Annotated in this window: 16 protein-coding genes; 15 read left to right on the plus strand and 1 reads right to left on the minus strand. The window is 67.2% G+C overall.

Going from position 1 to position 15,127, the window contains the following annotated elements; genetic code table 11:
• Positions 1-36 precede the first annotated feature (36 nt).
• The 15 genes from BSQ44_RS08770 (at position 37) to BSQ44_RS08835 (ending at position 14,916) form a co-directional block, all read left to right on the plus strand.
• Positions 37-408 carry a phage tail tube protein gene (locus BSQ44_RS08770; RefSeq protein WP_072603119.1) on the plus strand — a complete coding sequence of 124 codons (372 nt, stop codon included), beginning with the start codon at positions 37-39 and terminating at the stop codon, positions 406-408.
• A gap of 133 nt (positions 409-541) precedes the next feature.
• Positions 542-901 carry a hypothetical protein gene (locus BSQ44_RS08775; RefSeq protein WP_072603121.1) on the plus strand — a complete coding sequence of 120 codons (360 nt, stop codon included), beginning with the start codon at positions 542-544 and terminating at the stop codon, positions 899-901.
• Positions 902-992: 91 nt separating this feature from the next.
• On the plus strand, positions 993-2,996 hold the full coding sequence (locus BSQ44_RS08780) for a phage tail tape measure protein (protein WP_072603123.1): 2,004 nt from the start codon (positions 993-995) through the stop codon (positions 2,994-2,996).
• Complete coding sequence (locus BSQ44_RS08785; RefSeq protein ID WP_072603125.1) at positions 2,996-4,054, plus strand: DNA circularization N-terminal domain-containing protein; 1,059 nt, start codon at positions 2,996-2,998, stop codon at positions 4,052-4,054. The genes BSQ44_RS08780 and BSQ44_RS08785 overlap by 1 nt, the downstream gene beginning before the upstream one ends.
• A 218-nt stretch (positions 4,055-4,272) precedes the next feature.
• Positions 4,273-5,346: a phage baseplate assembly protein gene (locus tag BSQ44_RS26530; RefSeq protein WP_072603127.1), complete on the plus strand. Its 1,074-nt coding sequence runs from the start codon at positions 4,273-4,275 to the stop codon at positions 5,344-5,346.
• The gene (locus BSQ44_RS26535) at positions 5,343-5,801 is read left to right on the plus strand and encodes a phage baseplate assembly protein domain-containing protein (protein WP_072603129.1); all 459 of its coding nucleotides are present in this window, start codon (positions 5,343-5,345) and stop codon (positions 5,799-5,801) included. The genes BSQ44_RS26530 and BSQ44_RS26535 overlap by 4 nt, the downstream gene beginning before the upstream one ends.
• Positions 5,802-5,809: 8 nt before the next feature.
• On the plus strand, positions 5,810-6,160 hold the full coding sequence (locus BSQ44_RS26845; protein ID WP_157894556.1) for a hypothetical protein: 351 nt from the start codon (positions 5,810-5,812) through the stop codon (positions 6,158-6,160).
• On the plus strand, positions 6,141-6,662 hold the full coding sequence (locus BSQ44_RS08800; protein WP_072603132.1) for a phage GP46 family protein: 522 nt from the start codon (positions 6,141-6,143) through the stop codon (positions 6,660-6,662). The genes BSQ44_RS26845 and BSQ44_RS08800 overlap by 20 nt, the downstream gene beginning before the upstream one ends.
• A complete protein-coding gene (locus tag BSQ44_RS08805) occupies positions 6,659-7,735 on the plus strand; it encodes a baseplate J/gp47 family protein (RefSeq protein WP_072603134.1) in 1,077 nt (358 codons plus the stop codon). The genes BSQ44_RS08800 and BSQ44_RS08805 overlap by 4 nt, the downstream gene beginning before the upstream one ends.
• Positions 7,728-8,468 (plus strand): putative phage tail protein, encoded by a 741-nt coding sequence (locus tag BSQ44_RS08810; RefSeq protein ID WP_072603136.1) that lies wholly within the window; start codon positions 7,728-7,730, stop codon positions 8,466-8,468. The genes BSQ44_RS08805 and BSQ44_RS08810 overlap by 8 nt, the downstream gene beginning before the upstream one ends.
• 15 nt (positions 8,469-8,483) lie before the next feature.
• Positions 8,484-9,542 carry a hypothetical protein gene (locus BSQ44_RS08815; RefSeq protein ID WP_072603138.1) on the plus strand — a complete coding sequence of 353 codons (1,059 nt, stop codon included), beginning with the start codon at positions 8,484-8,486 and terminating at the stop codon, positions 9,540-9,542.
• Between the two features lie 10 nt (positions 9,543-9,552).
• A complete protein-coding gene (locus tag BSQ44_RS08820) occupies positions 9,553-10,995 on the plus strand; it encodes a hypothetical protein (protein ID WP_072603140.1) in 1,443 nt (480 codons plus the stop codon).
• 15 nt (positions 10,996-11,010) lie between these two features.
• Complete coding sequence (locus BSQ44_RS08825; RefSeq protein WP_072603142.1) at positions 11,011-11,367, plus strand: hypothetical protein; 357 nt, start codon at positions 11,011-11,013, stop codon at positions 11,365-11,367.
• Positions 11,360-14,071, plus strand: a complete 2,712-nt coding sequence (locus BSQ44_RS08830; RefSeq protein ID WP_072603144.1) for a hypothetical protein — start codon at positions 11,360-11,362, stop codon at positions 14,069-14,071. The genes BSQ44_RS08825 and BSQ44_RS08830 overlap by 8 nt, the downstream gene beginning before the upstream one ends.
• Positions 14,072-14,079: 8 nt before the next feature.
• Entirely contained in the window at positions 14,080-14,916 is an 837-nt protein-coding gene (locus BSQ44_RS08835; RefSeq protein ID WP_072603146.1) for a hypothetical protein, read from the plus strand.
• A 63-nt stretch (positions 14,917-14,979) separates the two neighbouring features.
• On the opposite strand, the gene BSQ44_RS26850 is transcribed toward BSQ44_RS08835, so the two are convergent.
• Positions 14,980-15,117 carry a hypothetical protein gene (locus BSQ44_RS26850; RefSeq protein ID WP_157894557.1) on the minus strand — a complete coding sequence of 46 codons (138 nt, stop codon included), beginning with the start codon at positions 15,115-15,117 and terminating at the stop codon, positions 14,980-14,982.
• Positions 15,118-15,127: the final 10 nt, after the last annotated feature.

Here is a 15,127-nt window from a genome sequence, read left to right on the forward strand (position 1 = left end):
CGAAAGGTTGCTACTCACTCACTCAGGAGCAAGACCATGGCCGGGAAAGACTTCGGCGGGAAGATGACCGTCACCTCGTCGGCGGGCTACAGGCTGTCGCTGCGCGGCACGATTTCCGTGATGCCGTCGGCGCAGTCGAACGACAGCGTGACCAACCAGGACGGGTCCGTGGACCGGACGATGACGCCGACCGCGCCGGCCGCCGAGCTCTCGGTGCGCGACGACGGGCTGGACTGGAACACGCGGCTCAACGGGCCGCGCGAGAACATCACCATCGTCGAGGAACAGACCGGCGTGACGCACCTCTTCACCGGCGCGTTCTGGAGCGGGCGGCCTTCGCTCAACCGGATCAACGGCGAGATCGGCGGCATCAGCATCGTCGCGGACTATTATCGCAGGCTGGGGTAAAGCCCAGCCTGCTGGCTTTGTTTTGTCCTCACGCTGCCGCCGCTGCGCGGCTCGCTCCGGACGGGGTGCGGCATAAGCCGCGACGCCCGGTCGGGCTTGCGGCGCTTCGCGCCGGTAAACCGGAGACGTTCCCTTGAACAAGACCATCCCTCTTTCCCGGCAGTACGAGGCGCACGGGACCGCATTCAATGCGATCGAATTGCGCCTGCCGAAGCATCGTGAACATTTCGCCATCGGCGATCCCGTCGAGGTGCAGCCGTCGGGGGCGGATGGGGGGTCGATCGTGGTCGAGTATCTCGACCGGATCGAGGCCTATCGCGACAGGCTGCTGGTGAAACCTTCGCTTGCAGAGATCTTCGATCTCGACCTGGTCGATTCGATGACGCTGAAGGAAACTATCATCGGTTTTTTTACCGAAGCGCGGAGGCTGCGGCGTGCGCGGACGAACTCCTCTGGCGCGGCGGACGAGGGATCGACGAAGTCGGAAACCTGACGTTCGACGAGGTGATCGCCTATTGCGACCGGTGGCTGGAGTGGCTGCGGGCCCACGCACCGCGCGGCAGATCGGCATGAGGACATAGGGCATGGCCAACCGCACGATCGAAGCCGTCCTGCGGCTGTCGGCCAAGCTCGGGCCGATGGACGCTCTGTCGACGGTGCAGAAAAAGCTCGGCGCGGTCTACAAGACGGCCGAGGCGGCGAACCAGCGGCAGTCGGCGTGGGTGAAGACGACCCGGGCTATGTATGCCGACGTCATGCCGATGCTGACGCGCTATGCCGGCCCGGCGGCCATCGCCTATGGGGCCTACCAGGTCGGCAAGGCGGCCTCCACCATGGAGGACGCACTCTTCGGCATCCAGAAGAAGACCGGCGCGACCGAGGAGCAGCTCGAAAGCCTGCGCCAGCAGATCAAAGGCATGGCGCGCGACGTGCCGGTGTCCATGAGCGAGATTGCCGCCGCCTTCGAGCGAGGCGGGGCCGCCGGGATCCCGCTCGACCAGCTGCGGGACTTCGCCGAACTGACGACCAAGGTCGCGGACGCGTGGGACATGGCGGCCGAGGACGTCGGCAACGCCTTCGCCGGCTTCGAAGCCGGCATGGGCATCGCCCGGGAAGACCTCGAGGCGTTCGCCGACCTGATCAACTTCCTCGCCGACAGCGGCATCGCGGACGAGGCCGACATCGTCAATTTCGTCGACCGCGTGGGCGCCAGCCTGAAGAACTTCGGCCTGGCGAAGGAGGAGATCGCCGCCTACGGCGCGGCGATGCTGAACCTCAAGATCCCGGCCGAGGTCGCGGCGCGGGCGATGGACACGCTGACTGGCAAGCTGATCGCGCCCGGCAATCTGAGCGAGAAGGCAAGGAACGCACTCGGCGAGATCGTCGGGGATATCGACGAGTTCGCGCGGCTGATCGAGAAGGACGCGGCCGGCGCTCTCGACCTCTTCTTCGACAAGCTCTCCCGGTTCTCCAACGCCGACCGCGCGCTCTTCCTCGGGGGCCTTTTGGGCGAAGGCTTCGACGATGAGGTGATGCGACTGTCGGCCGGCGTGGAAGAACTCGGCCGCAACCTCGAAATGGTGGGCCAAAAGGAAAAGTATCTCGGCAGCGTGTCCGAAGCCGCGCAGCGCAAGATGGAACTCTGGTCGAGCCAGGTGCAGATCCTGAAGAACAATCTGGGCGGGCTTGCCGACAGCGTCGGGGCGCCCGTTCTCGACCAGCTCAACAAGCTGCTGACCGGCGCCAACGAGATGATGGACCGGCAGGCCGAGATCGGCGCCGGGCGCGAGAAGCTGACCAAGGGCGGCTTCTCGGAGGGCAAGTATTACGCCGAGTATCAGGAGCGGTACAAGAAGGTGCACGGCGACACCGGCTGGTCCATCGCCAGGGCGAACGCGATGCAGGAGCGCTACCGCTCCGATCTCGCGGCCTACGGACGCGGCGAGATCGGATCGCTGTTTGGCAATCTCGACCGGGACGCGGAGACGGCGCGCAAGCGGCAAATCCTTCTCGACGCGCGCGGGCAGTATGCCGGGCTGGAGGCCATGCGGCTTTCCACCGTGCGGCGCGACATCGTGCCGGTTCGCGATCCGGGGTCGATTTCGCTGGCCGAGCAATATGGCAGCTACGGCAAGGCCGAGTCCGATGCGCGGCGGGACGCGGCGGTCAGGCGGCTCAATGCCGATCCGATGCAGGAATTCCTGAACCGGGGCGTCACGAACCCGGCCGCAGGGCTCGAAAAGCGACTGAATGCCGCCGGGCTCGGCAACGAGACCGATGCCTCGAGCTGGCGCAAGTTCCTCTTCGGTTCCATGGCGGACGGAAACACCTCGTTTCGCGATGCCATGAAGATCGACCTCGGCGCCGAAGAGTTCGGGCAGAAGATCGAGGGCGCGATGACGACCGGCGGCGAGCAGGGCGGACAGCGGTTCGGCGAGGCGGCTTCGCAGAAGCTCAATGCCGAAGCCGCTGCGGCCGGCAATGCCTATGGCACGGCGGCGGCGGCGGCCTTCAACAGCAATGTCCGGCCGCCGCGCGCCTTCCCCGGCAACACCGGGCAGTCCGTCACCAGCCCGGACGACCTGTGATGGCCAGAAACTGGCTGCACGCTTTCCGCCCGGCTTCGTTCCGGGGGGTGCCGTTCAAGGTCGACGCGGAGGACATTTCAGGGGCGCGGCGGCTTTCGGTGTCGCCGATCGCCTATGCCGAGACGAGCGTCATCGAGGACATGGGGCGCGACCCGCAGCGCTTCGGCGTCGCGGCCTACGTGACCGGCGACCTGGCGGACGCGGCGGCGCTGGCGCTTGCCGCCATGCTCGACCGCAAGGGGCCCGGCACGCTGGTGCTGCCGATGCGCGGCGCGTTGCGCGCCCGGGTCGAGGGCTGGCGGCTGACGCGGGTGAAGGACCGCGCCGGGCTGGTGCGGTTCGACATCGGCTTCATCGAGGAGGGGCTCGCGGCGGTTCCGTTCCTGCCGTCCTTCGCGGCCGGCGCGCTCGGCGCGGCCCTTGCCGCCGGCGTGCCGATGCTGGCACTGCGGGCGGGGCTGGCGGCGGCCGGCGCCGTGACGCGGATCGCCGGCATCGCCGGGGCGGTCGGGCTGGCGGGCAACGCGGCCTGGCTCGCGGCGCAGGCCGCGCTCGCGGAAGCCGCGACGGTCGCCAACCTCGCCGAGGCCTGGCGGATCGCCGCGCTGCGCGGGGCGGCCGGGGAACTCGCGCCGATCGTCGCGGCGTCCATCCCCGCCGCCGATGCGACGGTCGAGACCGATGCCGAGCGGCTGGTCATGGCGGCGGCGCTGTCGGTCGCGGTGGTGCGGGTGGACTATCCGTCGCGGCGCGACGCCATGCAGGCGCGGGAGCGCTTCGCCCGCACCGTGGCGCCGGTGATCGAGACCGCCGGGGATTTCTCCGACGAGGCCTTCGCCTGGATCTCCGGCATCTCCGGGGAGGCGGCCCTGGCGCTGTCGCGCGCGGCGGCCGACAAGGCGCCGGTGGTGCGGGTGGAGACGAACCTGTCGCTGCCCTCGACCGTGCTCGCCTACCGGCTCTACGGCGACGCCACGCGGGCCGGCGAGCTGGTCGAGCGCAACGGGGTCAGGACGCCGGTCTTTATGCCGGTGGTTTTGGAAGCATTGGCGCCTTGATGTGTCCTGACGCTGTCGCCGCTTCGCGGCTCGCTCCGGACGGGGCGCGCCATGAGGCGCGACGCCCGGTCGGGCTTGCGTCCTTCGGACGAAGGAGGGGGGCGCCTCGCGAGATCTCGCCTGGGCGCCCCCTCTGTCGGCTTCGCCGACATCTCCCCCACACGGGGGGAGATCAGAAGCGGCACCATTGCGCCACATGCGGGACATGAGAGACACGGATGGCTGATCCGCTCGAGGAACTGGTCGTCACCGTCGGCGGGCGGCGGATGACGGGGTTTTCGGACATCTCGATCTCGCTTTCGGTGAACGCGGCGGCGCGGACGGCGACGATGACGGTGTCGGATTTCGAAGGCCGCAACCCGCTGATGCCGGACGAGGAATGCACGATCGAGGCCTCGGGCGACCTCTTGCTCACCGGCTACATCCGCGAGATCGGTCCGTCGCACGACGAGAGGAGCCACAGGATATCGGTGAGCATCGCGTCGCGGACGATCGACGCGGTCGAGGCCTCGATCGACCATCCGACCGGCTTCGCGAAGGACAAGGACCTGGTCGAGATCGCGCGGGAGTTCGACACGTCGGGCATCGGCATCGTGGCGGAGGAAAGTTTCCCCAGGGAGAAGGCGCGCTTCGTCAACACCGGGGAGAGCCTGTTCGACCACATCAAGGCGCTGGCGCGCTCGCACGGGGCACTGATCTACGACACGGCCGAGGGGCAGATGCGGATCGCCAAGAAGCCGCGCGGGCGGCATTCCGGCGCGCTGTCCATCGGCGACGGCGGCAACATCATATCGGCCTCGGCGACGCTCTCCGGGCAGGGGCGCTATTCCGAGACGATCGTGCGCGGCCAGTCGTCGCGAGGCTTCGGGGACGCGGCGCTGCGCATCGAGGCGCGGGCAAGCGACAGCGGCGTGAAACGCACGCGGCCCCGCATCGTCGTGCACGAGAGCGAGACCGATTCCGGCAAGCTGAAGGAGCGGGCCGAACGGGCGGTGAAGCGCGCGGCGGGCTATTCGCGCAAGGCCACGATCGTGGTGGCCGGCTGGCGCGACGCGGCCGGAAAAATCTTCGAGCCGCACTTCATCATCGGGCTCAACGACCCGCGCGTCTATGTCAGCCAGGACATGGCGATCGAGACCGTGAACCTGACGCAGTCGATCGAAGCGGGCGGACCGGGGACGCGGGCAACGCTTTCGCTGGTCGACCCGGCGGCGCTCAACGGCGAGGGCGGCGGCGGCTCGTCGGACCCCGTCTGGGCGACGCCGGAGACCGAAGGCAAGGTGCGCGCGTGAGCGGATACCGCAACCAGTTCGTGCGCGTCGAGGTCGAGAGCGCGCGCTTCGAGGAAGGGCAGCTGCTCGTCACCGGGCGCGGCATGGCCGGCGAGAGGTTCGAGGATCGGCCCTGGTACGAGCCGCATGGCTTCGCCAGCCATCCGCAGGGTGGGGCCGTCGGCACGATGCTGGCGCCCGGCGGGCGGCGGGACCAGTCCTTCGTGATGACGGCCTACGATCCCGGAATTCGTCCGGAGATCGAGCCGGGGGACACGGCGATCTACGGCCATGGCAACCTGATGCGGCTGCACAAGGACGGTGCGATCTTCGACTTCGGCAGTCGAACGGCCGTGCTCACATCGGGGGGGTGGACGATCAACGGCGACGTGACAATCAACGGGAACGTGCAGTTGAACGGCAACATGATCGCGACCGGATCGATCGTCGACGGCGACGGAAACAACGGGGCCTGACGTCAGCGATGAAGCCTGCGAACTACGCGCCCGTCTATGCCGGGCTTTATCCCGAACTTGCGGAGATCGCTCGAAAGCACGGCTATGCAATGGCGGTTCATGGCAGCCTTGCGCGCGATGCGGACCTGATCTGTATTCCTTGGACTGATGAAGCGGAATCGCCGCAGGCGATTGTCGATGAGATCACGACGACTTTCGCTATTCGCGAGAGGCATGGTGGACCGAAGGTCCTGAGCACGGGCGAACCGTCTACACCCTCGTCGTCGCGGGGCCTGGATGCTTCATCGATCTGTCGTTCACGCCGAGGGGAGGCAGCGCCGCGATGGCTGACCGAGCCCAATGCGCATAATCCCGCTTAGCGACGCGCCCGAGCCGACCCTTTCGCCGGATCTCGTCTGGGACGGCGTCATGGCGGACCTGGCGGTCGGCGGCCCGGACGAGGCCGGGAACCGCGGAGGCTTGCGCGCGAGGGCCGCACTGGAGACGGCTGTCCTGATCTGTCTCATGACGGACGCCCGCGTCTCGGCCGACGAGCTGCGCGACGGCGACGTCAACCGCGGGTGGATCGGCGACAGTTTCGATCTCGACGAGGCGGCCGGCGAGGCGCCGATCGGCTCCCGGCTGTGGCTGCTCATGCGCCGGACGGTCGACGCGGTCGAGGTGCCGCGGCTGGCCGAGGATTACGCGGTCGCGGCGTTGCAGCCGCTGATCGACCAAGGCGCGGCGGCAAAGGCGACGGCGAGCGCCACGGCCGACCCGGCGCGCAACCGGCTCGAGCTGGCGATCACGCTGACCGATCGCGACGGGTCGACGCTGGTCGCGTCGCGCTATCGCGTGCTTTGGGAAGGTTTGGGCGCATGAGCTTCACGGTCCGCACGCTCGACGCGATCTCGCAGGCGATCCGGGGCGACATGCGCCGCGAGATGCCCGGCACCGATGCCAATGTCTGGCCGAACAACCTCTCGATATTCGCCAAGGTCTTCGCCGCGGCGATCCACGAGGTCGACCTTCGCGCGCGCTACATCTACCGGCAGATCTTCGTATCGACGGCCGACGAGGAACACGTGCTGCGCCACGCCTACGAATTCGGTATGGCGCGCAAGCCCGCCTCGCGGGCGACGGGGATGATCGCGACGACCGGGACGCCGGACACGGTCTATCCGGCCGGCGTCGCCTGGCTGTCGGCGGGCGCCCGCTTCATCGCGTCGAGCGACGCGCGGGCGGATGGCGCCGGCGATATCGTCTTCCTCGTGCATTCCGACGCGCGCGGCATCGCTTCGAACCGCCTCGCCGGCGAGACCATGCAGCTCGCCGACCCGGCGCTCCATCCGACGCTCGGCGCGACGGCGACGGTCGGCGAGGACGGGCTCGGCGGTGGCGCCGACCTGGAGACGATCGAGAGCCTGCGCGCCCGCGTGCTCGACCGGCGCCGCCGGCCGCCGCAGGGCGGGGCGGAAAGCGACTACGAACAGTTCGCGCGCGCCGTTCCCGGCGTCACGAAGGCATGGGCGCATCGCTTCGCCTACGGTCCGGGCACGATCGGCGTCTGGTTCCTGTTCGAGGGACGGGCGAATGGCATCCCCAACGAGGCCGACGTCGCGGCGGTGAAGGACGCGGTCGAGGTTCGCCGCATGATCCGCGCCGAACTCGAAGTGCTGGCGCCAGTGGCCTATCCCGTCAACGTGACGATCTCCGGGCTCGCCGCCGATACCGAGACCGTGCGGGCGGCGATCCGCGCCTCGCTGGAGGCGATGTTTGCCGCCCGCGCGCGTCCGGGCGTGGCGGTGTCGCCGGCCGTCTTCTCGCGCTCGTGGATCGCCGAGGCGATCTCGGCTGCGCTCGGCGAGGACCGCCACGTGCTGACCGCGCCGGCGGCCGACATCACGCTGTCGAACGGGTCGATCCCCGTGCTCGGGACGATCACCTATGTCTGACCGCTACACGACGGCGCCCGGCGAGGACCGCACCGCGCTCGTTCATCTTCGCCCGACGGCATGGCCCGAGCCGCCGCGGCCGGGGGTGGAAGACGCGCTGTCGGACCCGGCGTCGGGAGACCTTGCCGCTTCGCTCTACGTCATGCTGCCGCAGGGCGCGGCCTGGCGCACGCCGGACGGCGCGGCCTTCGAGGAAAAATCCCTGCTCGGCGGCTTCCTGCGGTCGCTGACCGGCGCGCTCGCGGCGACCTATCGCAAGCTCGCCGGCATCACGCTGGAAAGCACGGCGGTCACGCTGGTCGATTCACTCGCCGACTGGGAACACGATCTCGGTCTGCCCGACCCTTGCCTCGACGAGGACATGACGACGGCGCTGCGCCGGCGCGCCGCGGTCGCCAAGGTGCGGCACGCCGCCACGATCACGCCGGCCGACTTCGTCGCGCTCGCCGCGACGCTCGGCTACACGATCTCGATCGAGGAACCGAAGCCGTTCGCCTGCGGAGAATCCGAATGCGGCGGCACCGACGAGACGGTCGGCGGCGACCAGCCGGGCAACGCGATCCAGTTCCATTTCATCGTCAAGGTCGACGGCGTGGCGCTCGAATATTTCGAGTGCGGCACCTCCGAAATCGGGCTCGACCGGCTGCTCGACTTCCGCACGGCGGAGGATCTGGAGTGCGTCTTCCGGCGGGTGGCGCCGGCCTGGACGATGCCCGTTTTCGATTATTCCTGACCCGGAGACCGCAAGATGGACTACTACCCGCCGAAGAACAATCCGGCGACGGAGGCCAACCCGCGGCCGCCCTATTACGACGGCAACGCGCAGGCCGGCATCAAGGGCAGCTTCGTGCCGGGCAAGGCCGTCGAGCATCCGCAGCGCGAGATACTGGCGGTGATCGAGGCGGCGGATATCGTGCCGTCGGCCAACAGCACGACGCAGCTGCTCGAAGCGATCAAGATCCTGATCGCTCAGCAGACCGGAACGACGCCGACGCCGGGCGGGCCGACGCCCTACAACCACAAGCAGGCTTTCGTCTACACCGGCGCCGACCAGAACTTCGTCGTGCCGGCGGGCGCCGTCATGCTCAAGTTCAAGATCTGGGGCGGAGCGGGCGGCATCTGGTCCGGCGATCCGAACGGATCGGCGGGCGGCTTCACGCTGGCCGAGTTCAACCTCGCCGACGGGCCGATCGAGGCCGGGGACGCGCTGAAGATCATGGTCGGGCAGGGCGGGCTCGCCCTGGGCATCAACTATTCGGCGACCGAGAATCAGGACACCGCCGCAACCTATGGCTTCGGCGGCACGACCCGCGTCTGGGGGTCGGATGCGGGCTGGCCGGGCGGCGGCCTCTCCGGCATCTTTTCGGGTTCCGGCGCCATCGCGGCAGGCGAGGCGGCGGCGCGCGCGCTGGCGATCGCAGGCGGCGGCGGCGGCTCGGTCTACCGCTCGCGGCCGGGGCAGCCGCATTCCAATGGCGGCTACGGCAACGCGGTGGGCGCCGGCGGCGAAGGCACCATGCAGGGCGGCAACGGGGCCGACACGAACGACGGCGGCGGTGGCGGCGGCTATTTCGGCGGGTCCGACGCGGCGATCGCGTGGATCAACCCGACCGGCGGCGAGACGAGCGGCGCCGGCAAGGGCGGCACCGGCTTCGTGCATGCCGACGCGGTGGCCGCGCAGATCCTCGCCGCGACGGCCGGCGTCTCGCCGCCGAACCCCTACGACCCCGACTATCAGTCGGGCGTCGGCGTCGCGACCATGTCCGGCCACGGGCTGGTCGTGGCCGAATGGTACATCCCGCAATAGGAGCGGCGACATGCCCGCAACCGATTTCTTCGGCGTGACCGACCTGGTGAAGCGCCTCGACCCGCCGGCCGGATACGAAGAAGTGCACCAGGACGGCTATTCCTGGGCGCGCGCCGGAACGACCTACGAGGACACGACCCGGCTCGGGCCGGAGGCGTGGAACCAGATCGTCGCCAATTTCCGCGCGCTGCTCACCATCCCCGGCGTGGTCTTCGAGGATGCCGATCCGCGCACGCCCTGGCTGCTGCGCGACGTGATCACCGCCTATATCGGCATCAAGGGCGCCGCGCTCCTGCCCGGCGTGCTGATCAACAACATCCCGGCGCTGGCCGCCGACGAGGACTTCATGGCGGCCTTCGCCGCGGCCATGGCAGCGGCGGAGATCCAGAATATCGTCCTGCTCGGTATCGGCATGAACGCCGACGGGACCAATCCTTTCGCGGCCAAGCTCAACAGGGCGTTGTGGACGGCGCGCACAGCGGGCGAGGGCGGTGACGGCGACCTGCGCCAGGTGATGAGCAAGGAGACGGCGGGCGACACCGTCTCGCTGCTCATGCAGACCGGCACGTCGGGACGTTTCGAGGTAGGCCTCATCGGCGACGACGACCTGACCGTCAAGGTCTCGCCCGACGGATCGGCCTGGACGACGGCGATCACCGTCGACAAGACGACCGGCGCGGTTCGCCTGCCGGCTGGTTCGGCCGCGGCTCCGGCACTGAAGATCGGCGACGGCGACAGCGGCCTCGCCGGCGGAGCCGACCTTCTCAAGTTCATCATCGGTGGGGTGGAGCAAGCGCGCTTCGGGACGTCCGGAAACTTTCTCATCGGCGGCACGGCCGCCTATTCCACCCGCACCGGAGCTTCCGGCGCGACGGTCGTGACACCGAAGGCGCAGATCCTCTCGACCGGCTCGGATGCATCCCTGATGCTGGCGCGCTTCGCCAACAATGTGGGCGGGCCATATTTCTTCTTCGCCAAGTCGCGCGGGGCGAATGTGGGGGACAACGTCGCGGTGCAGGCCGGCGACGATCTCGCAACCTTCGCCTTCGCTGGCGTCGCTTCGAGCGGCAACCAGGGCGAGGCCGCCCGCATCAACGTCAGTGCAGCCGGCGCTCCCACAACCGAGCGAACGCCCGGCCGCATCGACTTCATGACGACCGACGGATCGGCGGTTGTCGCCGTGCGCGTCACGGTCGCCGAAACCGGCGCCCTGCAGATGGGCGCCGCGCGCGACACGGTGATCGACGCCAGCCGCCGTTTCGTCATCGGCGCGAGTTCGGAATATTCGGCTGCCAACATCGCGAGCATCGCCCATGCGGTGAACACGACCGGAAAGCTGCGCGGCCTGATCGTCTGGGACACGACGAACAACCGGGCGCTGCGCGCCTCCGGCGCCGGCGCCACCGATCCATGGCACGTCCTGGACGGCTCGGCGACCGTCACCCCCGCCTAGCAGGAGCTTGTGAGCATGCTGCTCGAAATTCCGGTCGAGCCGATCCGGCCCGGCTATCCGTATCTCGTCTCCCTCCTGTTCCCGCTGGATTTCTGGGAGGTGGAGGCGCTGGCCACAGGACGGATGGTGGCGCATTTCCGGCTCACCGTCGGCGGCACGCTGCTCCACACCGCCGACAGCGACGAGGGCGCCATCGCGCGGGATGCGGCGGAACGGCGGCTCGACATAGCGCTGCCGGCCGAGGCGACGAAAGCCTTCACGGAGGCGCGTGTCGTCTTCGACTTCGCCCGCATCGACCCCGGCGGCGGTCAGCGGGCGGTGCCCGGCCTCTACGACTTTCCCGTGAAACAGGCGGTGACCAGAGATGTCTAACATCGCGCGGATCGAGTTCCCCGACGGCGTGACCATCCTTCCGGGCACGATGGGGCTCGGATGGATCTTCGGCGATGGGGCGCCGGCCTCGTCTCTCGGGCGCAACGGCGAGCGGTATGTCGACGACCTGACGGGCTTCGTGTGGAACAAGGCGAACGGCGTGTGGATGAACACCGGCGCGCCGCCCTTCGCCACGGCCGCGGCGCAGGACGCGGCGGAACAGGCGGCGGAGGATCGCCAGCAGACTGCCCAGGATCGCGAGGCCACCCGCCAGGATCGCATCGCGACCGGCGCGGACCGCGAAGAGACCGGGCTCGATCGGGCCGCTACAAAGGCTGACAGGGCGCAGACGTCGATCGATCGGGCGGCCACGTTGGCCGACCGTATCCAGACGTGGAAGGACCGCACCGCAACTGGCATAGACCATGCCGGCACGAAAGCCGACCGAGAGGCCGTCGCGGCCGATCTAATCGCCGCGCAAACGCTCGTCAGCGCATTCGAGCAAGTCACGTCGATCCGCCCGCGCCTCGCCGTCCGGTGGGAAACTGCGGGCAACGTACGGGGGATCGTCGACCTCACGGGGCCTGACGACGGATCGCCAGGCTCGGTCTTCGGCCCTGACGAGACCGACTATGACGGCGACGGGGCGGGCACGCACACCGACCCGGTCACCGGAACGACCGTTCCGAACACGGGACTTTATGCATGGGTTGCGGCCGCATCGGCGTGGACGTGGGCTGGCCCTAACCCGCCTGCGATCGAGGCCGCCTTCGAGGAACGGTTTCAGACCCTTGACATTCCCGGATGGACTTGGCTGCTGGCGGTAAAAGACGAAGACGGCGAACTCCGTGCACTGATGGGGACCCGTTTCGCCAAGCCAGGAATCATCGACTTCAGAATCGGAGATATCACCGAAGACCTGTCGTCGACCGATGAAGATGCGATCGCCGGCGTGGCGCGCGACAAGTTCATAACGCCCGCGAATCTTGGGGCGGTGGTGGGCCGCTGGTTCAAAAGCATCGATATCCCCAAATGGGCGTGGCTCGAGTGCGTGATCGATGAAGACGGCGAGCTGAGAGCCCTGCGCGGCGCGCGCAAAGACGTACCTGGCAAGATCATCGATCTGATCGCCGACAACGCATCCGCGGCAGGCGATGATACCATCATCGTTCCCCGCTTTTCGTACCTCGAAGTGGTGAAGGATCGAGACGGGGACTTTCGCGCAATTCGCGGCACGCATGAGAAGCACGGATTCCTCAACTTCGCGCCGGCCCCGGCTGTCGAAACATCGCCGCCGCAGTCTTGGCCGACAAGGCCGAACTCCGGAAACGCCATTGAGGGGACTATCCATAACCAGTGGATCACCCTTTGCAGGCAATCCGGCGAAAACGTCTATATCGGGGGCATCGGTGAGGCTGGCCTAGTCCCAGCGAAAAACGACGTACCTATCGTGGTTTCCGAAATTCTCTTCCGCGCAAATGCGTCAGAGAGCACGTTCCTTGGGATGTCGCATTTGTGGGACGACCACGACGCACCGTCGATACTCACCGACGTCCGACATCATGCGAATGCCGGATGGTCAGACTCGACGCCGGTCGGCCATGTGCTGGACGTGTTTCAGCGCCAGCACGGCGGTTCCGGTCGCGCGATAAAGCACTGGCGTGGGGGCACCTATAGCGCCGCTGATCTCGGCCCGAGAGGGAAACTTCTTGCTGGATATGGCAACCTCACCTACGGGCAAGTCTTCCGGCGCCAGGACAACCCGGACGAAGTCTGGAGCCTGATGCGATCAGCGGATGTCGCGCCGCGCACCTGGGGTATCGCACGATCGTTCCAGAACCTCGAAGATGGTGTCCCATCTTTCGTCAACATCTGGGAGAGCGACGACAACCTTTACTCGCTGTGGTGGCCGCTGCGCGACGGCAGCGGTGGGGTTTTTGCCTTCCATACGCATCCGGCCAACAGCGGCGACCGCCGCATCGTCATGGCGTTCATGACCTGGGATGGCGTCATCTGGTCGTATAGCGCCATTGAAGCGGAAATCCCGATTGTTGCAAATCCCTTCAACGGGGATGAAGCGCCCGATCCCTACTCGTTCGGCGATACGATTTTCACGCCGGGCGGTTCCGACAGAATACGCTTGTGCGACATGAAGGAAGTCGCAGACGGCATCCTCCAGGTCGTCTACGTCAGGTGGACGGGATCACCGGCTGTCGCGGACTTTTCGACTGCGACGATCGAATACGTCAAGGTCGACCTGACCGGCAGCTCGCCGGTCGTTTCGACGCCCGTCGTGGTGGCGCCGGCGGGAACGGGGTATTTCCTTCGTCCAAACGCCTACCTCGGTCTCGCTTGCGTCGTCAGGGAAGACGTCGTGGCGGTCTGCAAGATCACCCATGACGGGAGCGAGGATCTGGTCGATTCCCGCTTTGCTATCTGGGACTGCACCGGAACGCCGACGAAGATCGCTTTCGCGTTCGGAACCGACGTGAACGGGGATGACAACATCATCACTGAATACGTGACCACGACCCGAAAGGCGGGCCGTCCGGTCCTCGCCATCAAAGATGACTGGGATGGCGTGTCCTTCAAATACACGCTCGGCGACGTGATAGTCTTCGCCGAAGCGGAACAATACGTGGACTATAGCGGTCCGTACAAGTCGCGGCAGCGCTGGGTGCGCGTGCTATCCACCATCCTGTGAGGTTAGACATGACCACGATTGAGATAAAAGCCGGCGCCATTGTTTCCAACAATGACCATGCTCCACTTGTAGACTACATGCAATGGTACGATGACATCGCTGTGTGCGGCGGAAAACCCAACGTCCTAGACGACGAAGGGCGCATCTCTGCCCTGCAGCATATAGGGCGCGGTGATCGCGTCTTTCACCGCGGCAGCGATTTCTCGCCCGCAGTGCCCGCTGTGCTCAACGGCGTCCGCGTGCTCGATTTCGCGAACACGGAAGGGCAGGGCGCCGGCAACCTGTCGCGGGGCTATGAAATTCCGCTATCCATGATCCTCGAAGACGCACCGATCACCAGCCTGACGATAGCGGCGATCGTTCAGACCTACCCGCTTGAGGCAGGCACGCAGGCCATTGTCGACATCACCGACCCGGAGACCGGCACCGTTTTGCTTCAGCAGAACGTCCAAGCCTCCGGTCTAGGCACAACGCAATTCGTCGCCAGGCGCACCGCCGCTGACACTTCGACAGCTGTGTCGGAGCAATCCGTCGGCTATCCGAACGGCTACCAGGCGATTATCTCGACCGTAAACTATGCGGCCGGGACAGGTTTCATCAACCACCAGAACCTGGGCAACGCCGCGACGGCAAACATACCACTCGTCAATACGGGGGATATCGGCCCCGCGAGCTGGCATCCCGATACCGTTATGCGGATCGGAAAGGCCTCCGACGCCTCCGGCCGCCATTTTCTCAAGAGGATCGCAAGGCTTTGGGTGAGGGCGAACATGACGCCCGCCGGGCGGACCGCGCTCGCCGACTTCATGGTGCCGATCCGAATCCGGCTTAGCGCAGTGGTATGATTGCTGCGCCGACGTCTTTTTCGTCAGCGGGGCAGGACGGTGGGCGGGCCGACTTTCGTCCTCCTAGAACGGTTCTCCGACCAGCACGAGCGGAAAACTGGACAGGTAGATCAGGAAGGCGAAGAGAGGCAGGCCGAGAATGAGCACGATGGCCGTCGTGGTGCGGCCCGTCTTGAAGTACCAGCGCTTCTCGTGTTGCATCGCAAGAGCC

This window comes from Aquibium oceanicum (assembly GCF_001889605.1).
Lineage (GTDB): Bacteria > Pseudomonadota > Alphaproteobacteria > Rhizobiales > Rhizobiaceae > Aquibium > Aquibium oceanicum.